We start from the raw sequence: 21,665 nt of genomic DNA, 5'->3' as shown, positions 1-21,665 counted from the left end.
CGCAAATCCTTGTCAGGCCTGCGTGATCACGGTTCCATTCCGGCCTTGATCCTGCGATAGGCAGGCCTAGCGGCAGGGGGCGTCCTGCCGATTCCAACCCTTTGAGTGGAAGGTCGCCCGTGGCGTTTCGCGACGGCCCTTTTGAAAACATCAAGGTGCCGCTGGCGTGGACCGCTGCGGTGGTCGTTGTCGTGGCCGTCATCGGGGCGATTTTCCTGTTGCTGGGCGACCGGACGACGCCCGAGGGCGGATCCAGCATGGGCGCCGCGCGCGGCGGATTCGAAGCGGCGGCGGGGCCGGTGGGCGGCGTTTTCGCCGCGCCGGTGCGCTGGGGCGGCGCCGCCAGAGACTATGTCGGCGGCTATTTCTTTGCGATCGGCGAGAACCGCCGCCTGAAGGCCGAGATCGCTGAACTGCGCGGCTGGCGCGACGAAGCGATCGCACAGAAGAACATCAATGGTCGGTATGAAGCCTTGCTGGGTCTGCGCACCGAGCCGGCGGTCGCCATGGCGACGGGGCGGGCGATCTCGGACGCGCGTGGACCGTTCAACCGCGCCAAGCTGATCGATGTCGGCTCGGCCAAGGGCGTGCGCATCGGCAATCCGGTCGTTACCGAACACGGATTGGTCGGTCGCATATCCGGCGTGACCAGCGGCGTCAGTCGCGTGGTCCTGCTGACCGACGTGGCCTCGCGCACGCCGGTCATGATCGAGCGGACCGATGCGCGCGCCATGCTGACCGGCGACGGCGGCGACAGTCCCCGGCTTGAGTTCATTCGCGGCGCAGGGTCGATCCAGGCGGGCGACCGGATCCTGAGTTCTGGCGACGGCGGCGGTCTGCCGCGCGGTCTGCCGGTCGGGGTGGCGGCCAAGGGCGTCGATGGCACCTGGCGCGTCAAACTGTTCAGCGATCACGGCGCGGTGGACTATGTCCGTGTACTGTTGTTCCAGACCTTCGGCCAACTGGTCAGCCCGGACGCCCTGAATGCGCCGCCGCTGGCGGGGCTGGCCACGGCGCCTGAGCCGAACGCCGCTGAGGCCGGGGCGATTCGCGACGCCGCCGCGCGCCGTCAGACCGCGCAGCAGGCCCAGGCGGAGCGCGCTCGCGCTGCTTCGGCTGCTCCGGTCACGCCTGCGGCCGGGCCTTCGACGACGCCAAACGCCGCACGGCCTGCGACGACGGCTCCTAGACCCGCCGTTGCGACGCCGCCGCCTGCGCCGGTTACGGCTCCGACGGTCCCTGAGGATGCTCCGGGGGGCGCGGCGTGAGACGGCCGGTCGCGGTCCGCGTCGTCGGGCCTCTGCAGTGGATCGTCTATCCGGCGCTGGTCGTCCTCGCCGCCACCGTCGTCCTGGGCACGCCGATCCAGATGTTCGGCCTGCATCTGCCCGAGCCGGTGATCCCGATGATCCTGGCCTTCGCCTGGCCGCTGATCCGTCCATCGATGACGGCGCCGGCGGTTCTGTTTCTGGTCGGGCTTTTCCTCGACCTGTTCTGGAATGCGCCTCTCGGTCTTTGGGCGCTGTGCCTGATGGCGGTCTATGGGACCGTGCTCTTGTCGCGTAACCTGCTGGCGGGCCATGAGGGATTGGTTCGGTTCGGCGCCTATGCCGCCTGCACCCTGGGCGCCTTTTTGTTGGCCTATCTGGTGGTGACGATGCGGGCGGCGAATGCGCCGGCGCTGTTGCCGCTGATCGGTCAGGTCGTGCCGACGCTGCTGCTGTTTCCGATCGCCAACTGGATGTCGGAGCGGTTCGACGACGGGGATATTCGGTTCAGATGAGCGGCGAACCCTCCATCTTCTTTGCGGACGTGAACGAGCGTCAGGGGTCGTTCCTGCGGCGGACCTTCGTGCTGGGCGGGGTCTCGGCGCTGGGCATCACGGCGTTGATCGGGCGGCTGGGTCAGCTGCAGGTCGTGCAGGCCCAGGAATATGCGACCCTGTCGTCGCAGAACCAGTTCAACTTCCGCATGGTGCCGCCGCCACGCGGCCTGATCAAGGACCGCAACGGCGTGGTCATCGCCGGCAACCGCCCCAGTTTCCGGGTGCTGGTCGTGCGCGACGAGACCAAGGATCTGGATCAGACGCTGGACCTGCTGGGGCGGTTGCTGCCCGATACGCTGGAGCGGCGACGGGCCATCATCCGCGACGTCAATGCGGCGTCCAAGTTCAATCCCGTGCCGGTCAAGAGCGACCTGACCTGGGAAGAGTTCGCCAAGGTCAACCAGTACGCCAACGAACTGCCGGGCGTGATGGTCGATATGAACGAGGCGCGATACTATCCGTTCGGCGGATCGTTCGCCCACGTCATCGGCTATGTGGCCAAGGTGTCGGACCGGGACGTCAAGGCGATCCGCGACAAGGGCGAGCAGCCGCCGGCCCTTTTGTTCAACCCCAGCTTCCGTATCGGTCGCCAGGGCGTCGAAAAGGCGCTGGACCTGTCGCTGCGCGGCGAGCCGGGCGGCAACCGGGTCGAGGTCGATGCGCGCGGGCGCGTGGTCGCCGAAGACATCGGCGGATCGCGGCCGGCGGTTCCAGGCAAGGAAGTCGTCCTGACGCTGGACGCCGACGTGCAGAATCGGGCGCTTGAGGTTTTCGGCGACGAGTCCGGGGCTTGTGTCGTCATGGATGTGCGCAACGGCGACATCCTGTGCATGATGTCGGCGCCGTCGTTCGATCCCAACCTGTTCGTCGGCGGGGTGCCGACAAAGACTTATCGTGCGCTGGCGGATTATGAGCGCAAGCCGTTGCTCGACAAGACGCTGAACGGCACCTTTCCGCCGGGATCGACCTTCAAGCCGACGACGGCGCTGGCCTTGCTGGAGGCGGGCGTCGATCCGAACCTGACGGTGTTCTGCTCGGGTTCGTATCGCACCGGCAACCGGACGCAGCGCTGCTGGGGCCGGCATGGCACCCAGAACATGCACGACGCGATCAAGAACTCCTGCGACGTCTATTTCTACGCCATGTGCAACCGGGCGGGCGTCGACAATATCCGCAAGGCCGGCCTGGCCCTGGGCTTCGAGCATGAGTTCGACATCGGCGTGGGCAACCAGCGCAAGGGCCTGCTGCCGTCCACGGAATGGAAGGCCCGGACCTTCCCGCGCGATCCCGTCTGGCATCCGGGCGAGACGACGTCGGTCGCCATCGGGCAGGGGGCCATCACCGTCAACGCCTTGCAGCTGGCGGTCATGACCTCGCGCCTGGCGAACGGCAAAAAGCAATTGCAGCCGCGTCTGATCAAATCGATCGGTGGCGTCGAACAGCCCAGCGGGGCCGAGGCGCCGGATCTGCCGTTCGATCCCGCCCACGTCGAATATGTGCGCCAGGGCATGATCGCCGTGGCCAACGACCGTTCCGGCACGGCCTATCGTCAGAGCCAGCTGGGTCTGGGCGACATCCAGATGGCGGGCAAGACCGGCACGGCGCAGGTCCGCAACTATGGCACCGGCTCACGCAAGAGCGAGATCTGGGCGCTGAAGGACCACAACCTGTTCGTCGCCTTCGCGCCGGTCGATGCGCCGAGATACGCCGTCGCCATCATTGTGGAGCACGGCGGCAAGGGCGGGGCGACCGCCGGCGCGCCGCGCGCCCGTGAAGTGATGCGCACGGTCCTGTTGAAGGACCCCGACATGCGCGCGCGGATCGAGCGGCCGCTGCCGCCCGAACCGACCGGGGCCGCTATCGTCGAGGACGGCGTGGTCGGCGCTGCGCCCGAGCCGGATGTGGTCGCGACGCCTCAAGCCCCTCGACCTGCGCCCACGACGACCAGCGGCCCGCGTCCCTATCTGTCCGAGCCGCGCCGTTGACCGCATCGGCCCTTTCACGTCCCGGCGAGCGCGAACGCGTCTCGACCAAGATCGGCCAGATCGACTGGCGGCTGACGGCGCTTCTGTGCGTCGTGTCCGGCACCGGCGCCCTGATGCTCTATTCGGTGGCGGGCGGGTCGTGGTCGCCGTGGGCGGCGAAGCATCTGATCCGGTTCGGCATGTGTCTGGCGCTGATGCTGATGCTGTCGATGATCAACATCCGCTACTGGTTCGCCCTGGCCTATCCGATCTATGGGATGGCGCTGTTTATGCTGGCGCTGGTGGAGACGCCGCTGGGCTATACGGCCTTGGGCGCCACGCGATGGCTGGATCTGGGTTTCATACGTCTTCAGCCGTCCGAGATCATGAAGATCGGCGTCGTGCTGGCCCTGGCGCGCTGGTATCACGGCGCATCGGCCAAGGAGGCGAGCTTCCACTGGAAGCTGATCTTCCCGGTCGGGATCATCGGCCTGCCGTTCCTGCTGGTCGCGCACCAGCCCGATCTGGGCTCGGCCATGCTGATCGGCATGACGGGAGCGGCGATCATGTTCGTCGCCGGACTGAGCTGGCGGATCATCCTGCCGTTGATCGTAGCCGCAGCCGTGCTGGTCCCTCCCTATGTGATGTTCGGCATGCACGACTATCAGCGCCACCGGGTGCTGACCTTCCTGAACCCCGAGGCCGACATGTCGGACAAGGGCTATCAGATCGTGCAGTCCAAGATCGCCATGGGGTCGGGCGGACCGCTGGGGCGCGGGTTCGGCCTGGGCAGCCAGAGCCAGCTGGAGTTCCTGCCCGAGCGCCAGACCGACTTCATCTTCGCCGCCTTCGCCGAGGAGTTCGGCTTTATCGGCACCTTCACCCTGCTGGCCTGTTATGCGGCCATCATCCTGATCTCGTTGAGGATCGCCTCATTGTCGCACAGCCACTTCGGGCGATTGGCGGCGTCGGGGGTGACGGCGACGTTCGCGCTGTATGTGCTGATCAACGGGGCGATGGTGATGGGGCTGGCGCCCGTGGTGGGCGTGCCGATGCCGCTGCTGTCCTATGGCGGCACCGTCATGCTGACCGTCATGATCGGGTTCGGCCTGGTGATGGCGACGCGGGTCCACCGATACGCCGAACTGCCCAAGGGTCATGGGCTGATCTGACGTTACGTCAGCTAAGTGATCGGCATTCAGGTTTCGCTTCCTAAGGCGGCGATTTCGCGGGTAAGCTCTCTTCCAAAGATGTTTCGCATCGGCTCAGGCCGGTCAGCGACGCACGCCATGGGAGACGATGGATGACCGATCTGGAGCGATGTCGCGCCGAGACGCGCGACTGGCTGGAGGCGAACTGCCCGGCCGAATGTCGCGGGCCGATGGCCGACGACGAGATGATCTGGGGCGGGCGAGACGCCACGTTCAAGACGCCGGCGCACAGGCTGTGGCTGGAGCGGATGGGCGCGCGTGGCTGGACCGCGCCGGAATGGCCGGCGGAATACGGCGGCGGGGGGCTGAGCCGCGAAGAAGCCAAGGTGCTGGCCTCGGAACTGCGCCGCATCAAGGCGCAACCGGCCCTGGCCAGTTTCGGCGTCTGGATGCTGGGCCCGGCGCTGCTGGCCTTCGGGACCGAAGAGCAGAAGAAGCGTTTCCTGCCTGAGATCGTGCGCGGCGAAATCCGCTGGTGTCAGGGCTATTCCGAGCCGGGGGCGGGATCGGACCTGGCCGCCATCCAGACGCGGGCCGAGGATCGGGGCGATCACTGGATAATCAACGGCCAGAAGATCTGGACCTCCTATGCCGACAAGGCCGACTGGATCTTCTGCCTGGTGCGGACGGACCCGGAGGCGCCCAAACATCTGGGCATCAGCTTCGTGCTGTTTGACATGAAGACGCCGGGCGTGACGACGCGGCCCATCACCCTGATCAGCGGCAAGTCGCCCTTCTGCGAGACCTTCTTCGACGACGTGCGGGTGGAGAAGGAGAACCTGGCCGGGACGCTGAACCGGGGCTGGGACGTGGCCAAATATCTGTTGGCGCACGAGCGGACGATGATCGGCGCCATGGGCGAGGTCGGCGGCGGGCGGCCCGTGGGACAGGTGGCGCTGGACGCCATCGGCGCGGACGAGGCCGGTCGGCTGGACGAACCGATGCTGAGGGCCCGGATCGCGGATCTGGAGATCGACGCCGCCGCCTTCCGTCTGGCGATGGAGCGGGTGGGCGATCAGGTGAAGGCCAAACAGGCGCACCCCGCCATCGCGTCGATGCTAAAATACTATGGGTCCGAGCTGAACAAGCGGCGGCACGAACTGCTGATGGCGGCGGGCGGGGCCGATGCGCTGGAATGGGAGGGCGAACGGTCGCACGACGGCAAGGCGGCGCGCGACTGGCTGCGGACCAAGGCCAACTCCATCGAGGGCGGCACCAGCGAGGTTCAGCTGAACATCATCGCCAAACACCTGCTGCAACTGCCGGGAGCGTGAGACGATGCCGGTGATCCTGACTGAAGAACAGACGATGTTGCAGGACGCCGCCGACGGCTTCCTGAACGAACAGGCGCCGATCGCCCACATGCGTAAGCTGCGCAACGAGCGCGACGCCGACGGGGTGTCGCGCGACCTGTGGCGCGCGTTCGGCGAGATGGGCTTCGCCGGCGTCATCATTCCCGAGGCGATGGGCGGCATGGGGCTGGGCGCCGTGGAGGCCGGGGTGATCGCCGAGAGCCTGGGGCGCACCCTGACGCCGTCGCCCTATCTGGGATCGTCGATCCTGTCGGCCAAGGTGCTGATCGAGGGCGGGTCGCAGGCGCAGCAGGCGTGGCTGCCCAAGGTCGCGTCGGGTGAGGCCATTATGGCCTTGGCGGTGGACGAGGGCGCCAAGCACGCGCCGTCGCGGATCACCACGCGGGCCGAGCGGGCTGGAAACGGCTTCAAGCTGAACGGCGCCAAGGCCTTCGTGCTGGACGGCCATGTGGCGGACGCCCTGATCGTCGTGGCGACGGCGGATGAGGGGACGACGCTGTTCCTGGTCGATCCGACGACGGCGGGTATCGAGATTGAGCGCACGATGATGGTGGATGCGCACAACGCCGCGCGGATCACGCTGACCGACGTGGCGGTCGATGCGGACGCGGTGATCGGCGCGGTCGGGGGCGGGGAGGCTTTGCTGGACGGCGCGCTGAGCCTGGGGCGGGCCTGTGCGGCCTCCAGCCTGACCGGCGCGGGCGATCAGGCGTTCAAGACGACGCTGGATTATCTGCGGACCCGCAAACAGTTCGGCAAGCTGATCGGCGAGTTCCAGGCGTTGCAGCATCGGGCCGCCCACCTCTTCTCCGAGCTGGAGCTGGCGCGGGCGGCGACGATCGGCGCCCAGATCGCCATCGACGAGGGGCGCGAGGGGGCGTCTCTGGCGGCCTCCGTCGCCAAGGCCAAGGCGGGACGCGTCGCCGAACTGGCGGTGCAGGAGGCGGTTCAGATGCACGGCGGCGTCGGCATGACCGACGAATACGACGTGGGCCTGTTCATGAAACGGGTGCGGGTGCTGAACGAACTGCTGGGCGACGCCAGTTTCCACGCCGAACGCGTGGCGCGGGCGCAGGGGTTCTAGGTTCGGTTCTGGCCGGCCTTCTCGCTCCACAAATCCAAATCCGGCTCGCGGCCGATCAGGGCCAGGCCGGCGGCGATGGATTCGAACTCGCCGCCGGTCTCGATACGCTCGGAGCCGAAACGGCTCTGGAAGATGGCGCGCACGGCCGGCACGAAGGAGGTGCCGCCGGTCAGGAAGACTCGGTCGATGGCGTCTGGGTGCAGGCCGCTGCGAGCCATGGCCTCGTCCACCGCGCCTTCGATGGCGGCCAGTTCCGGCGCGATCCAGCGTTCGAAATCGGCGCGGGCGACCGGCTTTTCGATATGGACGCCGCCGGCCTCGAACAGGAAGGTCGCCGTCTCCTCGGCCGACAGGGCCATCTTCAGGGTGGAGACGGCGCGGTAGAGGTCATGACCGTGGTTGTCGTCCAGCACCTCGATAAGGCGCTCGATCTTCTCCGGCTCCAGCGCGGTGCGGGCCAGCGAACGGATATCGCGCATGTCCCGCGATGCGCGCAGCAGGGCCAGCTGGTCCCAGCGCGCGAAGGCGGAATAATACCGCTGGGGGATCGGCAACTGCTTGCCGACCGAACTGTAGAGGCCGCCCTTGCCCAGTTCGGGCGAGACCAGCTGGTCGATGATCCGATAGTCGAAGGCGTCGCCCGCCACGCCCACGCCGGAACGCGCCAGCGGCGTCGAACGTAGGCCGTCCTCCGTCCGCTCGAACCGGATGATGGAGAAATCGCTGGTGCCGCCGCCGAAGTCGGCGACCAGGACCGTGGCGTCCTGCTTCAGCGTGCGCGCGAAATAGAAGGCGGCGCCCACCGGCTCGTGCGCATAGCGAATGTCGGTGAAGCCCAGCCGCTCGAACGCCGTCTGATAGCGTGACAAGGCTAGGGTCTCGTCGGGATTGCCGCCTGCGAAGGTGACGGGACGGCCGACGATGACGGCGGGCGGGGTGTGCGCCAGTTCGTCGCCCGCATGGTGACGAAGGCGCAGCAGGAAGGCGGCCAGCAGATCCTCGAACGCATAGCGACGATTGTCGATACGGGTCTCGGTGAAGGCGGCGCTGGCGGCGAAGGTCTTGAACGACTGGATGAACCGGGTCTCCAGCGGATCCTCGACATAGGCGGCGATGGCCCAGGGCCCGGCCTCGACCACCCGCTCCGGCGGCTGGCCGTCCACGCCCTGATGGATCTGGAAGCTGAGCGCCGAGCGGAAGGTGGTCGTCTGGCCCTCCACCGCATCAAAGGTCACGAGCCGGGCGAGGCCGTCCGCATCGGTCAGGGCGACGACCGTATTGGTCGTGCCGAAATCGATCCCGATCGTCATCGGTTTCGTCGCCGTCATGGCAGGGCTCCAGGCAGGGGAGCCGGGTTCCTAGCGTCAGGCAGGGCAATAGCAAGGGCTAAACCCCGATCTCGGATGTGATCGGTTGGCAAGTTTGCATTTCGTGCTCAGGCACACCTAAGTGCTGCAACTTTCGAGATTAGGGAGATGGGTGTGCCCAGGCTCAATCGGCAACAAATTCACGAACGAGCAATTCAAGTTCTCAAGGCTCATCCAAAGGGCATTAGGTGGTCGGATCTGCTTCGCGCGGTCGAAAACGGTGCTGATGATACGCCGCACAACAGCATTCACGGCGGCATCCATAATTTGTTGACGACACGAACGTCTGACATCGTGAAAGTCGCGCGTGGAACATACCAGCTTGCCGAATACGTAGAGCAAGAGTCTGCAGGCTCTGCTGCACTAGATGCTGATGCCGTGATCACTTCGGTAAAATCCGAAACAGCTGAAACCGTAACCGTCACCGAACAAGACTTTTACGATAGCTTCGCTGAATGGCTTGAGGAAAATGATGAGGCCACATTTGCCGCTCCCCTTGGGGGAGCCAGTTTAGGAGGTAAGTGGGGCACGCCCGATGTAATCGGCGTACTAAAACCTAGAGCGCAAGACATTTTCAAGTTTGAGCCGCAGATCGTGACTGCGGAAATCAAAGCTGTGGCCAACCAACCTGTCGTCGCCTTTGGTCAAGCTGTAGCATACAGACTATTTTCGCATAAAAGCTACATCGTTATTCCGAATTCAACGAGTAGCGACGACATGAATCGACTTAAATCGCTTTGTAGTATTCATGGCGTCGGACTTATCACGTTCACTTTGAACAAGGCGCAGCCCGACTATGTGGTTGTTGTCCTGCCCGTGAATGCTTCTCCTGACATGTTTTATGTCAACAGCATGTTGGAGCGCTTGAAGGCTAGCGAACCCAAGACACTTAATCGCTTGTTCTGAACGGCTGGCGGAAGCGGTGTCCGATTCATCGCGTTTCACCACAGTGCAGTCTGTTCACGGCGGAGAAAAGTTACAACGTCCGCCGATGTCGGCCATTCCAGTGCTTTTCACCTGGTAGCGCCCAGTCGCAAATTTTATGGCGGGTGTAAGGGCGGGTGTTTTAGAATGGCGGACGGAAAACGCTATTGCAGAAATGTCGCAGGGTTTCATGCCACGCCAAGCTGCTGAATTGGGCGCTCTCGCTGTCAGTCGTCTGGACGTTCCCGGTTACCATGCCGTGGGCGGGGTCACTGGCCTCTATCTTCAGGTCCTCCCTGCAGGGGGGCGAACTTGGATCCTGCGGGCTGCGATTGGGGGGCGACGCCGGGAAATGGGCTTGGGCGGTTATCCCAGCGTGACGCTTGCGGGCGCGAGGGATGCGGCGCGAGCGGCGCGAGATTTGATCCGGGCAGGCGTCGACCCAATCACCAAATCCAGGGCAGCCAGGGCGGCGCTCGTCCGCAAATCCGACAATGCCGGTTGGACGTTCCGGAAGGCGAGCGAAACCTATGTCGCCACGCATGAGGCGGCCTGGAAGAACGCCAAGCATAGAGCCCAGTGGTCATCCAGTCTCGAAGCCTATGCCTACCCCGTCATCGGGGACCTAAGCGTCGATCGGATTGGCGTACCCCAGATCCTCGATATTCTCACCCCCATCTGGACCACCAAAACCGAGACGGCCAAGCGGGTGCGCGGCCGACTGGAAGCGGTCTTGGACTGGGCTACGACCCGGGAACTTCGCTCTGGCCCTAATCCTGCGCGTTGGAAGGGCCATCTCGATAAGCTCCTGGCCGATCCAGGGAAGGTGTCGCGTGTCCGGCACCATCGCGCTCTTCCGATTGACGAGATGCCTGAGTTCATCGCTCGCCTTTCGAAAGTGGGCGGAATGGGCGCTCGAGCCTTGATGTTCGGAATTCTCACCGCTGCTCGCTCCGGTGAGACAAGGGGCGCCACATGGGGCGAGATCGATCTGGGTCGCGGGACTTGGACCTTGCCCGCAGAACGGATGAAAGGTGGTCGGCCGCATCGCGTCGCGCTCTCCGACGCCGCGCTAAGTCTCCTAGGCGTACCAGGTAAACCCGATGACCTCGTCTTTCCCGCGGCAAACGGCGGCACACTTTCGGACATGACCCTGACCAAGGTGCTGCGCGACATGAAGGTAGACGCAGTTCCTCACGGATTTCGGTCCACATTCCGCGATTGGGCGGCAGAGCGAACTGAGCATGCGAACGAGTTGGCTGAGATGGCCCTCGCCCACGCGGTGGGGAGCAAGGTCGAAGCCGCCTATCGTCGAGGCGACCTGTTTGAGCGGCGCGTCGTCTTGATGAATGACTGGGCGGTGTTCTGCGGTCTGGGTCGCTGAGCGGCAGGAGGGCGTCTGAACAGGACCGGTCGATTTGGCGCTAATCTGCTGAAGAACCGCCGGCTCTGGGCGCCCCGTCAGGCCGCTGGTCTGAGCGCCCGAAAGTCGAGGCGGACGGTGAATTCCCGCGTGCGCCAGGGCGCGGTAGCGGGCGGCCTGGGGAAGGGCGCGGCCTCTTTCAGTTGTGACAGGGCGGCCTGGTCCATCGTCCGGGCGCCGCTGCTCGCCAAAACTTCGCTGGCTCTGACGCCGCCGCGACGATCGAGCGTGAAGCGCACGGTGACAATGCCGGCTGCGCCGCCGGGGTGTCGCTTGTGGCGCTCGATCCAGGCGAGGACGGCGGCCTCATAGGCGTCGGTGGTCGAGGCCGCCGCCGCGCCGAGGATGGGAGCGCTGCCGCCTGCGGTCAGGCCGGGCGCGGAGGCGGGACTCGGCTGGCCGACACGGCCGCCTCGCTCAGCCTGCCGTGCCGAAGGCGGCGACGGATCGGCCTGGACCGCTTTCGCATCATGGCTGTCGATGCTCACAGCCGCCGCCGGCGTGGAGCGACGTGGGGTCGGGGAATCCTGACGCGGCGCCTCGGGATCGGCTTGCGGCGTTTCGTCCGGAGCATGAGAGGGCGTGTCGTTGACTGACGAGGTCACCGGGGCGTTGACGCCATCGAAACTGGCCCGTGGCGTCAGGGTGAGCTGGATGACGGGAGCGCCGCCCACCATTGCCGGCGATGGGCGCAGGCCCAGGGAGAAAACGGCCACGACGCTGATATGGAGTGCGACCACCACCGATCCGGCGAGGGCTCTCGCCGCTGGCGCGAAGGTGGAGGAATTGGCGCTACGCGGGGACACGCGCGCTTCTAACAAGACGGCCTCTCACACGCAACTGCGAGTCAGTTGCAATTTGTAGGGTGACAGTTTAGGCCGCTTTCCCTGTTCAACGAGGGGCTTTCCACCCATGCGTATCGCTCTGCTGACTTCCGTCGGCGTCACCGCCGTCCTGACCCTGGCCGGGGCCGCAGCCGCGCAATCGACACCGGACGTGCCCACCGTTGTGGTCGAAGATCAGGGGCGCGTGGCGCCCACCTATCGTCTGGGGGACGGCCAGGATTCGGGCGCCAGCACCTTCACCCGCGAGTCCGTCGAGGCGCGGGCGCCCGGGTCGGGCGACGTGAACGAAATCCTGAAGGCGCTCCCGACGGTGCAGTTCACCTCCACGCAGGGGCGCGCGACCCGTGCGGCGCTTCAGGACCTGCGACCCGAAAACCTCTCGATCTCGGGTGGCTCGATCTACGAAAACCTGTTCCTGCTGGACGGGGTCGGGGTGAACTCCCGCCTCGACGTCAGCAACGACAACTTCGCGATGTTCGACGACGTGGCGAACGGCTCGGCCCAGACGGTCTGGATGGACGCCAGCCTGATCGGCGCGCTGACCGTGCGCGATTCCAATATCTCAGCGGAATACGGTCAGTTCACGGGCGGCGTCGTCGAGGTCGACACCCGAGCGCCGGGACGGACCTATGGCGGCGAGGCCTACTACGGCCTGACTCGCACGGACATGGCCCGTTTTCGAGTGTCGGACAGGGCGCGCGAGGCCTTGAGCGTCATGCCGACCAAGCCTGACTACGACAAGCGACGCTATGGGGTCAGCGTGGATCTTCCCGTATCGGAACGGCTGCGGGTCCTGGCCGCCTACAATCGGTCCGAGTCTCGCGTCACCAACTATCCGTCCGCCAACTACGTAGCGCTCGGCAACCTCAGCCAACGCAGCGTCAGCGACAACTTCCTCTTGAAGGGCGAATACGATCTGGCGTCGGATCTGCTGGTGACCGGTCAGGTCAACTACAGCCCGTACGAGAGCGAGTTCCATCCGATCAATAGTCGCGACAATCTGCTGGAATCCCATGGCGGCGGCCTGACGGCGAAACTTGGGCTGGAAGGCCGACGGGGGCAGGCGAGCTGGACGCTGGATCTGACCCACGCCTGGTCGGACAATGATCGGGACGGGCCTGCGGGCACGATCCAGATCCCCACGGGCGCTCCGGGATTCTCCGCCTGTTCCCTCGGCGCCTCCTGTGTTCTGGGCAGTGTCGGGCCATTGACCCAGCAGCAGAGCGATACGGGCCTGAAGGGCCGGTGGGAGCAGGCGCTGGGCGCGGGTCAACTGCGGGCTGGCTTCGACTACGCCCATATCGAAGGCGAGAAGCGACGGCCCCAGACCGTCTATTCCTATCTGGGGGGCGTAGTCAGTCCGACCACCGCCTGCGCGTTCGACGAGGGGCTGAGCTGTATCCCCGGTGTCTACGCCGCCGCGCGACGCAACGGCTATGCGGCCTTCGACGCTAGCGCGTCTATCGACAGCCTAGGCCTGTGGGCGGAGTATAATTTCGACTGGGCCGGGTTCATGATCCGGGCCGGCGGGCGCTACGACTACGAAAGCTTCTTGGGCAACCACGACCTTGCGCCGCGCCTGTCGATCTCGCGAGATCTGCCTTGGGCAGGGCTCAATCTCACGGTCGGGGCCAACCGCTACTATGGACGCAGCTTCCTCGGCTATGCGCTGCGCGAAGGCGCGGGCGTCACACGCGGATACACCCGCACAGCGAGGGTCGTGAACGGGCAGGCCGTGTGGTCCGACAACTGGGTCCTTACCAGCCACTCCGACACCTCGCGCTGGTCCAATATCGGCTTGGCCACGCCCTATTCGGACGAGTTCACCTTGGCTCTGAACGGGCCAGTCCGCTGGCTGGGCGGCGAATACCGCATCAAGGGCATCATCCGCGAGAGCCGGGACCAGTTCTCCAGTTCCGTCGCCGAAACGAGCGTCTACGACACCGAGACCGGCACGACGGCGCGGCGATCGATACGCACGATCACCAATGACGGCGAACGTAGCTACGAGGGCCTGTCGCTGGAATATGTGCGTGATTTCGGCCGCGACCATACTGTGTCGTTCAGCACCAACCTGTCGCACACCGATGCGACCAACATCAGCTATTTCGACATCGCCGACGAAACCGAGTTCGAGGGCGAGCAGGTCTATTACCAGGGCAAGGTCGTGCCCAAGCTTCAGGCGCTCGCGGACAACCAGCTCGAAGACTACGCCAACCCCTTCATCATCAACGCCGACTGGGGCGCGCGCTGGTTCGGCGGTCGGCTGCGCACCAATATCAATGCGCGTTGGCGCGACAGCTTCACCAAGGTCGCCGACACCCTGGTCAACATCACGGTCGACGGGGTCCGTTACGATGTCTTTGACAAGGTCGAGTTCGGCTCCTCCGTCGATGTGAACCTGGCGGCGACGATCGATCTGGTGAGCACCCCGTACGGCTCGGCCCTGCTCGATCTGAGGATCAACAACCTGTTCAATACCGTGCTGGATCAGGACTACTCCGGCGGTTCTCAACCCTATCAGCTCGGTCGAAACCTCTGGCTCAGCCTGAAGTATCGCTACTAGACGATGAGAAGAGCGGGGTTCGTGAAAGACGGGCTGATCGTCTGCGGCTTCGTTCTGGCGATCCACCTTGTCGCCGGATCGGCGGTGTCGGGGGTTCAGGGGCCCGAGACGGTGGGAGAGTTGCGCCTCGCCTACGCCGGCCCGCCCGAGACCTGGCCGAGACCGACGCTGCATCCCGGGGCGGCCTTCACCGAGTTTGGACCCTTGCCGCCCGTCCAACATCCAGCGGACAACCCGCCCAGTGCGGCCAAGGTCGCTCTCGGCGCGCGTCTGTTCGATGATCCGACGCTGTCGAAATCGGGTCAGATCGCCTGCGCCTCCTGCCATGCGCGGGAGTTGGGTTTCGCCGACGGCATGAGGACCTCCTTCGGTCACGACCGGCAGCGTGGGCGCCGCAACGCCCCGTCCTTGTTGACGGTGGCCTGGGTTCAGCCGCTATTCTGGGATGGCCGAAGCCCGGACCTTGAAGACCAGGCCTTGCACCCTCTGATCGATCCCGTGGAGATGGCGGCGGGCGACCTCCTTGAGGTCGAGCTGCGCGTTGCGGCCGACCCGTCCTACGCTCCGGCGTTCGCGGCGGCCTTTGGCGACGACCGGGTTACGGCGCGGCGGATTTCCATGGCCCTGGCGACCTTTCAGCGGTCGCTCCGCCCGCGAGGCGGACGGTTCGAACGGTTCGCCAAGGGAGACCGCCGCGCCCTCAATGATCAGCAACTGAAGGGGCTGCATCTCTTCCGGACGCGGGGCGGATGCGCCAACTGCCACAGCGGCCCGCTCCTGAGCGACATGAAGTTCCACAATCTGGGTCTGCACTTCTACGGTCGCCCGCTCGAAGACCGGGGCCGCTACGCCGTCACCCGGTCGTCCGCCGATGTGGGCCGGTTCCGCACGCCCAGCCTGCGCGGCGTCGCTCAGACCGGGCCCTATATGCACAACGGCCTCTTTCCCTCCCTGGACGCCGTCGTGAACTTCTACACGGCGGGCGGGGCGAGACCCCGGCCCCGTCAGGACCAGGCGGAGGATCCGCTGTTTCCCACGACCGATCCCCTGGTCCAGCGCCTCGACCTGACGCCGGAGGAGCGAGAGGCGCTGGCGGCCTTCCTGGAAACCCTGTGACGCTGGGCCTGCCGACAGCGGAAGCCCCGCTTCGCCGCGGCGCTGTGAGAGACCCGGGACGTTCGTCTCACTTGAGGCGGGCCGCCTCGCGCGCCCGCTCGCGCACGCCCGCCGCGATGGCTCCCACCCGAACGAGGAGGCCTGCGAGACCAGCGACGGCTGCGGCCTTGCGGATAGCGAGAGCGAGGCGGTCGAACAGGGTGGCTGCGGCTTCAAGCTGCTCGGGCACACTGATGATGTTCACCTCGCGGAAGTCCGCTCCAAGCGTATGGGTCAGTGCATTTTCGTCGGCGGGACGCAGAGCGTGCGCATCATCGCCGATGGTCTGGCGCCGGTCGTGGCGGCCGCACTGTTAGACAGCTAGGGACGACAACGGCGGAGGTCGTGGGATCGCCCTTGAACCGCCGGCCGGCTATCGCCATCTGGGGTCTGCCCTTCCTGGGCGTTTCCTCCCAATCGACTTCCGGCCTCGTCGCCCTGTGCGACGGGGCTGATTTTTGTCCGGAACGATCTCCTGTCCGAGCGCGCCATGCCCAAAGCCAACGACACCGTCCATCTGCGCTTCACGCTGAAGGGCGAGAGCGGCCCGTTCTGGCAGACGAACGCAACGGTTGCCTCGGTTGGCGGGGGAACTGCGCTGCTCGACGGCTTGGATCGCCAGATCGCTGCGCCGGTCGCAGACTTTCGTCGGGCAGGGGAGGGCCGCTGGACCCTCGATTTCGAGGTGCGGTCGAGGCCTTGATCGGATCGCGTTCGCACTCCTGGCCGCTTGGATCCAGCCTAACCGCCGACGCCCCATACGCGGAGGTTGCCGGACGACGGCCGGTGGGGGGCAACCGTCCCACGGTCGCCACGCCCTGGCTGGCGATGGTCCTCAGTCAGACGGCGCTCGCGCCGGATATTGGAGTGAATTTTCCAGCAGGATCAGCCGTGCGAGAGCAAAGGAAATCGGATCTCCTCGTCGAAGCTTGCAAAAATAGATGGCCGCAGCCCTGGACGCGCCGGGGATCTTGTCTTCGAAGGTCTCGCGGCCGGCGCTGACGCCAGATTGACGATCCGCCCGTCACGCTTGGGCCAACGAACTGATCTCGCAAGAGTCGGACCTCGCTGCCGACGCACGCAAGCTTATTCTGGCCATGGCCCGGCAGCTCGCAACGTCAGACCTTCTTGCCGCCTAGCCCACGAGACGTGGCGGCGCTCTGCCGGTGTCCGGGCAGGATAGACCGAGAACCGAGACATCGGCTTCTCCCAGTTTGAGGCCCAGGACGTCGAGGACGGGCGAGATCGCGCTGTCCAGAACCGGTCCCAAGGGGGCGAGGAGGTGGCCGACGGCCGATGCGATGCCGCCAAGGGGCAGGCCGATGACGTCGAGCTCAAGGCGCTGCAGGAGGCTGGTCACAAGGCCCGTCGCCAGGTTCCGGCTCTTCACGGTCTTGATCCGGCGCGCGGCGATATCTTGGGCGTTGAAGGCGACGGACTGGGGCGCGACATCCGCGACCTCGACATCCGCCTTGCCCTTCACCGTCACGACACCCAGCACGGCCGCGAGGGTCGCCTTCGCCGGCGCGATGGGCGCCTTGAAATCTTCCAGACGGCTTTCATCGACCGCGCCCACCATGGCGTGGGCCAGACCCGGCCGCGCGGCGACGCGCACGGCGCGCTCCGGCGCGCAGCTCAGCCTTTCGAGGCGGGCTTCGGCGGAGGCCAGTTCGATCAGGATCGGCAAATTGATCTGGGCCAGACCCGACAATGTCTGCGCCGTTCGCGCACGGAGATAGAGCCGCGCCTGCGCCGTGTGCAGGACGGGTTCACCCCGCGCGGTCACGGCGATCCACGGCGAGGTATTCGGCCGCTCGCCGATCGCCAGCGTCACCTTGAGATCCGCGATGCCGGCCTGGGCGCCGAGCTTGAGATCGATCTGTCGGTCGCCGCCCGCGATCTCCGCGATGGCCATGACCAGATCCAGCGCGCTGACCTGAGCGTCCAGGCCATCACGCAATCCCTGCCGGGCATCGACTTCGGCGCCGATCAGGCGATCGATCTTGAGGTCCAGGCCGGCCGCCGCTGCGGTCAACCGTCCCAGGGCGCCGCCGTCGCGCCCTCCCGCCAGCGCCTTCACCACGTCGAGCGCGTCTCCGGCGTCCACTTCCGTCGCCAGAAGGCGATCGTAGTCGCCCACCGTCACGCCCGCCTTGGTCGCCAGGGCGTCCGAGAACTGAAGCAGATTGACGTCCAGATCCGCCAGGGTGCGGTAATCCATCACGCTCAACGACACCTCGCTGCCCAGCAGACCGCTCAGCACCTGATTGGCGACGCCTCTATCCAGCCGGGCCAGTCGCGAGCCGAGGCTGATCATCGCCTTCGGCGTCTGCGGCGCAGCGGCCGTCGCCTGGCGGGTGACCAGCACCTCGTCGCGGCCGAGGAGCCAGCGGCTGAAATAGACCGGCGCCTTGGCCGTGACGGTCACGCGCGCCGCATCGACCTCGGATGCGCCGGCTTCGAAGCGGTCCGCCGGCTCTCGTGCCGGATCCGGCACATACCGGCCTGTTTCAGTCCCGACGACGCGGACGTTCGTCAGATTGAGCGCGACCGTTGTCCGGGCGGCTGCGTCAGCGCCGTCCAATCGCCGGGCGGCGGCCAGGGCTGCGAGATCCGCAGCGCCCTGGACCTTGCGGGTGTGCAGCGCCAAGGCTCCGAGATCGACGGCGACCGCCGCCGCGATGCAGGCCAAGGCCGCGCCAACCGCACTGATGACCGCAACGCCGCCGTCGCGGTCGGTCCACAGCGGATCGCGAGCCATCCTACTGATCCCCGATCTGGATCGCAGCAGAGCGCGCGATCGTCTTGGGGGGCTGAGGCAGAAATCCGCCGATGAGGAGCAGGGGGTGGTCGCTGAGGTCATAGGCGACCACGACACGCAATGAGGAGTGATCGGTCTGCACCTGCGAGGAGAGCCGGTCGGGCTGAAGTCCCATGTCGCGGCCTCGGGCCATCACTACGGCCTGGCTCAGTCGTGTCTGCTCCGCCGCATCCAGGCCAGCGATCCCTGCTCGGGCGCCCTCTGCGGCCAGTGATTGAACGGACTGTGCGCTCAGGAACCAGAACCCATAGACGACGATGGCGATGAGGATACCGATGAACAACGGGCCGACGAGGGCGAACTCCACGGCGGCGGCGCCTTGGCGCTCAGGACGGCGACGGATTGAACGTTCCATTTGACGCGCTCCTCACACGTCAAAATAGTATCACACGCCTAGATAACGACTCGTTACTCGCCATGGTTGCCAGTTGTGCTTGTCGCTTGCGCGGAAAGCAGCGTCAGGAAAACGCGCACGTCACCAAGATCTTGGTCGCCGGGATATTCGTCTGACGCGGACGTCTCCAGGCGCCTCATCCCAAGCGAAGCCAGCCTCAGGATTGAGCAGGGTCCAGCGGCTTTCGATTCTGCGCGATGTCTTGAACGATCGCCTCAAGCCCGCGCTCAAGATCTTGGTCGTCCGGAAGTGCGACGTTGTACAGCCAGTCATTGATCGCTTTGCTGACGTCGCCAGGATCAACCTCGTCGGTCCACTGGACGCAAACCGGAGGACGCGCGTCTTCAGACTGCGGGTATCGCCGCCGAAAGGCCTCGACGTTGGCGCGATGAAGCGCCTGCGCAAAGGCTTCCGGGGACGAGTGTGACTGGAGGACCTCGGGATGAACCCTCGCATAAGATGCGATCAGGCTAAACGCGCGATCTTCCGAGATCACGACCGACATGGTCAGCCCGTGGCTTGAAGCGCCGGTGTCGACTGCTGCTCGATCCATTCAATCACGCGCTCGACAGCGTGGACGTCCAGCTCGTCGGGTCGCCCTCCGTTGCGGAGGTTGCCCAAAGCGGTGAACAGGACGATGCCGGCGTCCTCGGCGCCGAGAGGTTTGTGTTTGAGGATCAACTGTTCGAGTCTTTCGATATGATCCATATCGTCGCCCTCGGTAGCGTGTCGGCAGGCGTTGAAGGCAGCACCGATCATCTGAAGTCTAGCGGCCATGGGTCTCTCCTATGGAAACAGCCGGGACTAGTAAGACGCGTATCTACACACGCTCAGTTTGCGGGCGGATTGATTAATTCTGTATTTAGACGTCACATTGCTCATGGGCGGCGCCGTTGGACCCTGCTAGCTTCGCCGCATGATCGACGGCCCCGACCCTTTGGATATCTCGATTGCGTCTCGCCTTAGAGAGACGCGAGAATCCCGCCGCGTGACCCAGGCCCAGCTCGGAGACGCCATTGGCGTCTCCTTCCAGCAGGTGCAGAAATACGAGCGCGGGGTGAATCGGGTGTCAGCCTCCACGCTGATGAAATGCGCCGATGCCCTCGACACGTCCGTCGCGGCGCTCTGCGGCGAGGACGGTATCGCTCCGGAAGCGCGGCCGCTCTTGCATGCCTTTTCCTCGCTGCGCCAGGATCAGCGGCTAGCTGTCCTGGCCGTCGTGCGCGCTATGGCGAAGGCCGTTTAGGCTCCTGCGACGGCTCTGCGTTCAGGCTTCACGTCGAGGCGGTTCTCGGCGATCTGGAGGTGATGCCCGTCTGCGGCCTTCTCATTCCAAGCCTTCAGTCTTTCTTATGCGGCGGCTAGCGTTTGCCGACGCGCCAGTCCCACGGGCTAATGAACGTCCCCGCCCACAGCCCTTTCCGGCTTTGTTCGGCGTCATGTTGTTGCTCGGCGTGCTCGCTGTCGCTGTAGCGGGGATAATCCAGCGCCCAACCGGCAGCGACCATCCAACTCCCGAGATCCCTGCGGAAGGTCTTACAGTCCTCGGTTGGCCCGCAGTCGGCCGTGACCACGCAACGCGCCACGATTCGTCGATACCGATCCGGCCGACCCTGCGGCGTGCAGGTCACCGGCCGGTCGTTGATCAGCCGGTCGAGGTGGCGGGCGGCCTCTGTGCCACAGCGGTAGGTCTCGCCGTCGCGCTGACAGGACTGGCGGCCTTCGGGCGCATCGACGCCCCATAGCCGCACACGTTGGCCGCCGATCTCCAAGGTGTCGCCGTCGATGACCGTGGCTCGCCCGATCAAAGGGGCGGCGGGCGTGGCGGACTGCAGCGTGATGGCCAGGACGAACGCAGTGATCATCCTGGCGTCGTAGCTGAAGTCACCCGGCCAAGGCTATGGCGAGGTGTCTCCCTCTGGCGAGCCTGTCGAGAGGCTTCCCCGGGTCACACTTAGAACCTTGACCGACCGGTAGGGGTGCGGTCCGAAGGCCCGCCAATCGTGGGCACCCGGCTAGGCTGAAGATCAGAAACTCGCCAGGACCAGTCATGCGGGCGCCGCCGAGAACGAGACTCTCACACTAAGAAAAAACCAGCCTTGGGGCCGGCGACCTATTTCACTTCCGACGCAGATCCTCCTGATGTCGACGGAACACCAAAACGGCGAACGCCTTGTCACTTCGCCGCACGCATGGTGCGCACACGCCAGAGAAAGCGGAGACGTTCTTATCCTACGTTCGCCTTGGTAAAACTCAACTCGTTCGAAAGGCCGGCGCTCTACTTCGCGTTAATCGATCTCTCGGATCGCTTTCGGCTCAATCCGGGACACAAGCCCACACAAATCTGGCACATCCGATTTGCGGCGAACAAGGCAAAAGAATGGTTCGATCTGCTCCATTCTTGCTGGTGATGTCGCCGATCTGAACCGAGTAGGCATCGCTGCGGGGGAGCTCAGCCTCGCTCGCACCCGACGCCGTCACCGTCTCGATCCAGGTGCGATCCATAGCCCGGATCACCTCGTCTGCCTGGAGATGCGCCGGCGGCCCGAGCTGCTGCGCAGTTAGCGAAGGCGCCGCCAGATAATGGCCTGGGAGGCTGACCTTGAGGCCGTGACGGCGCTGCGCGAAATCCGCTCCCACGATGGCAGTGATAGCCGCCATTCTTCCGGTCGTTGTGGCAGCCCTCGGCATTAAGGCCACCAGAATGAGCGGCGGCGGTTACAGGCGCTACAACGAGGACAAGTGCGCAAAGTGCGATCGTCAGCTTCATCGG

21 protein-coding genes are annotated in these 21,665 nt (G+C 65.5%); 12 read left to right on the top strand and 9 right to left on the bottom strand.

The genetic code is table 11. The features are described 5' to 3' along the window. Positions 1-119 precede the first annotated feature (119 nt). The 6 genes from mreC (at position 120) to ACP7BH_RS04065 (ending at position 7,397) form a co-directional block, all read left to right on the top strand. Positions 120-1,268, top strand: a complete 1,149-nt coding sequence (mreC, locus tag ACP7BH_RS04090) for a rod shape-determining protein MreC (protein WP_425983477.1) — start codon at positions 120-122, stop codon at positions 1,266-1,268. Further along, positions 1,265-1,783 carry a hypothetical protein gene (locus ACP7BH_RS04085; RefSeq protein WP_425983479.1) on the top strand — a complete coding sequence of 173 codons (519 nt, stop codon included), beginning with the start codon at positions 1,265-1,267 and terminating at the stop codon, positions 1,781-1,783. The genes mreC and ACP7BH_RS04085 overlap by 4 nt, the downstream gene beginning before the upstream one ends. Continuing rightward, entirely contained in the window at positions 1,780-3,810 is a 2,031-nt protein-coding gene (mrdA, locus tag ACP7BH_RS04080) for a penicillin-binding protein 2 (RefSeq protein WP_425983481.1), read from the top strand. Before ACP7BH_RS04085 ends, mrdA begins: the two co-directional genes overlap by 4 nt. Beyond that, entirely contained in the window at positions 3,807-4,961 is a 1,155-nt protein-coding gene (gene rodA, locus ACP7BH_RS04075) for a rod shape-determining protein RodA (RefSeq protein ID WP_425983483.1), read from the top strand. The genes mrdA and rodA overlap by 4 nt, the downstream gene beginning before the upstream one ends. Before the next feature lie 131 nt (positions 4,962-5,092). Continuing rightward, on the top strand, positions 5,093-6,274 hold the full coding sequence (locus ACP7BH_RS04070) for an acyl-CoA dehydrogenase family protein (RefSeq protein WP_425983485.1): 1,182 nt from the start codon (positions 5,093-5,095) through the stop codon (positions 6,272-6,274). Positions 6,275-6,278: 4 nt separating this feature from the next. Further along, positions 6,279-7,397 (top strand): acyl-CoA dehydrogenase family protein, encoded by a 1,119-nt coding sequence (locus tag ACP7BH_RS04065; RefSeq protein WP_425983488.1) that lies wholly within the window; start codon positions 6,279-6,281, stop codon positions 7,395-7,397. Here ACP7BH_RS04065 and ACP7BH_RS04060 read toward each other — a convergent pair. Next, positions 7,394-8,725 (bottom strand): Hsp70 family protein, encoded by a 1,332-nt coding sequence (locus ACP7BH_RS04060; protein WP_425983490.1) that lies wholly within the window; start codon positions 8,723-8,725, stop codon positions 7,394-7,396. The genes ACP7BH_RS04065 and ACP7BH_RS04060 overlap by 4 nt on opposite strands. 153 nt (positions 8,726-8,878) lie before the next feature. On the opposite strand from ACP7BH_RS04060, the gene ACP7BH_RS04055 reads away from it, so the two are divergent. Both ACP7BH_RS04055 and ACP7BH_RS04050 read left to right on the top strand, forming a co-directional pair. Beyond that, the gene (locus tag ACP7BH_RS04055; protein ID WP_425983492.1) at positions 8,879-9,670 is read left to right on the top strand and encodes a hypothetical protein; all 792 of its coding nucleotides are present in this window, start codon (positions 8,879-8,881) and stop codon (positions 9,668-9,670) included. Between the two features lie 193 nt (positions 9,671-9,863). Continuing rightward, positions 9,864-11,072, top strand: a complete 1,209-nt coding sequence (locus ACP7BH_RS04050; protein ID WP_426043330.1) for a tyrosine-type recombinase/integrase — start codon at positions 9,864-9,866, stop codon at positions 11,070-11,072. A gap of 77 nt (positions 11,073-11,149) precedes the next feature. Here ACP7BH_RS04050 and ACP7BH_RS04045 read toward each other — a convergent pair whose 3' ends face one another. Then, positions 11,150-11,917, bottom strand: coding sequence for a TonB family protein (locus ACP7BH_RS04045; RefSeq protein ID WP_425983494.1), 768 nt, complete (start codon positions 11,915-11,917; stop codon positions 11,150-11,152). 106 nt (positions 11,918-12,023) lie between these two features. Between ACP7BH_RS04045 and ACP7BH_RS04040 the strand changes: the two genes are divergently transcribed. Further along, positions 12,024-14,522 (top strand): hypothetical protein, encoded by a 2,499-nt coding sequence (locus ACP7BH_RS04040; protein ID WP_425983496.1) that lies wholly within the window; start codon positions 12,024-12,026, stop codon positions 14,520-14,522. Positions 14,523-14,543: 21 nt separating this feature from the next. Then, a complete protein-coding gene (locus ACP7BH_RS04035; RefSeq protein WP_425983498.1) occupies positions 14,544-15,638 on the top strand; it encodes a cytochrome-c peroxidase in 1,095 nt (364 codons plus the stop codon). A 67-nt stretch (positions 15,639-15,705) separates the two neighbouring features. Here the strand turns inward: ACP7BH_RS04035 and ACP7BH_RS04030 are convergent, their stop codons facing one another. After that, complete coding sequence (locus ACP7BH_RS04030; protein ID WP_425983500.1) at positions 15,706-15,882, bottom strand: hypothetical protein; 177 nt, start codon at positions 15,880-15,882, stop codon at positions 15,706-15,708. 285 nt (positions 15,883-16,167) lie between these two features. Between ACP7BH_RS04030 and ACP7BH_RS04025 the strand changes: the two genes are divergently transcribed. After that, positions 16,168-16,380, top strand: a complete 213-nt coding sequence (locus ACP7BH_RS04025; RefSeq protein ID WP_425983502.1) for a hypothetical protein — start codon at positions 16,168-16,170, stop codon at positions 16,378-16,380. Positions 16,381-16,812: 432 nt separating this feature from the next. Here ACP7BH_RS04025 and ACP7BH_RS04020 read toward each other — a convergent pair whose 3' ends face one another. The 4 genes from ACP7BH_RS04020 to ACP7BH_RS04005 form a co-directional block, all read right to left on the bottom strand. Continuing rightward, positions 16,813-18,438, bottom strand: a complete 1,626-nt coding sequence (locus ACP7BH_RS04020; RefSeq protein ID WP_425983504.1) for a TadG family pilus assembly protein — start codon at positions 18,436-18,438, stop codon at positions 16,813-16,815. Position 18,439: 1 nt separating this feature from the next. Further along, entirely contained in the window at positions 18,440-18,853 is a 414-nt protein-coding gene (locus tag ACP7BH_RS04015) for a TadE/TadG family type IV pilus assembly protein (protein ID WP_425983506.1), read from the bottom strand. Between the two features lie 196 nt (positions 18,854-19,049). Then, the gene (locus ACP7BH_RS04010) at positions 19,050-19,397 is read right to left on the bottom strand and encodes a hypothetical protein (protein ID WP_425983508.1); all 348 of its coding nucleotides are present in this window, start codon (positions 19,395-19,397) and stop codon (positions 19,050-19,052) included. Positions 19,398-19,399: 2 nt separating this feature from the next. After that, positions 19,400-19,651, bottom strand: a complete 252-nt coding sequence (locus tag ACP7BH_RS04005; protein WP_426043329.1) for a hypothetical protein — start codon at positions 19,649-19,651, stop codon at positions 19,400-19,402. A gap of 157 nt (positions 19,652-19,808) precedes the next feature. Between ACP7BH_RS04005 and ACP7BH_RS04000 the strand changes: the two genes are divergently transcribed. After that, positions 19,809-20,138, top strand: coding sequence for a helix-turn-helix domain-containing protein (locus tag ACP7BH_RS04000; RefSeq protein WP_425983512.1), 330 nt, complete (start codon positions 19,809-19,811; stop codon positions 20,136-20,138). A 115-nt stretch (positions 20,139-20,253) separates the two neighbouring features. On the opposite strand, the gene ACP7BH_RS03995 is transcribed toward ACP7BH_RS04000, so the two are convergent. Both ACP7BH_RS03995 and ACP7BH_RS03990 read right to left on the bottom strand, forming a co-directional pair. Beyond that, positions 20,254-20,757 carry a thermonuclease family protein gene (locus ACP7BH_RS03995; RefSeq protein ID WP_425983514.1) on the bottom strand — a complete coding sequence of 168 codons (504 nt, stop codon included), beginning with the start codon at positions 20,755-20,757 and terminating at the stop codon, positions 20,254-20,256. 587 nt (positions 20,758-21,344) lie between these two features. Next, entirely contained in the window at positions 21,345-21,662 is a 318-nt protein-coding gene (locus ACP7BH_RS03990) for an excalibur calcium-binding domain-containing protein (protein WP_425983516.1), read from the bottom strand. Positions 21,663-21,665: the final 3 nt, after the last annotated feature.

Source organism: Brevundimonas sp. TWP2-1, from assembly GCF_049897645.1.
Classification (GTDB): domain Bacteria; phylum Pseudomonadota; class Alphaproteobacteria; order Caulobacterales; family Caulobacteraceae; genus Brevundimonas.
The sequence above is the reverse complement of the archived record's forward strand: the minus strand, read 5'-3'. Positions and strand labels throughout refer to the sequence as shown.